Source organism: Rhizobium sp. RHZ01 (assembly GCF_014851595.1).
GTDB classification, from domain to species: domain Bacteria; phylum Pseudomonadota; class Alphaproteobacteria; order Rhizobiales; family Rhizobiaceae; genus Rhizobium; species Rhizobium altiplani.
On record NZ_JACUZZ010000114.1, the window covers coordinates 1 to 410 of the forward strand.

Here is a 410-nt window from a genome sequence, read left to right on the forward strand (position 1 = left end):
CCTGCGGCTTCATCGCGCCTGTCTTGACGGCCACGGCCAGGCTCTCCTGCAAGAGCGCGCCGATCCGTTCCTCGCCCATGCGCTGCCGCCAGCGCGTCATCGAGGAGCGGTCGAACGATAGTTCGTGCCGAAAGAACTCCTCGCCGCAGAGGTACTGAAAGTAGGGGTTCTCCACCCAGCGCTCGCACAGCGCCTCGTCCGACAGGTTGAACGTGTGCTTCAGAATGGCCAGCCCCGCCATCAGCCGCGTCGGCAATGGCGGCATGCCAGCTCCGTCCGAATAGACCGTCCCAAAGCGGGCTTCCAACACAGGCCAGTCAATAGCCTGCGCCAGACGCACAAGTTCGTGCTTCATGTTGATGATCTGGTCGAGCCGGGATCGGAATAAATCCTGTTCACCCGTTTGGCGC

The 410-nt window shown here is 62.4% G+C and carries 1 protein-coding gene; it reads right to left on the reverse strand.

Annotation, left to right across the window (positions count from 1 at the left end):
• A partial coding sequence (locus IB248_RS31060) for a transposase (RefSeq protein WP_192242258.1) occupies nucleotides 1-410 on the reverse strand: 410 nt, incomplete at both ends.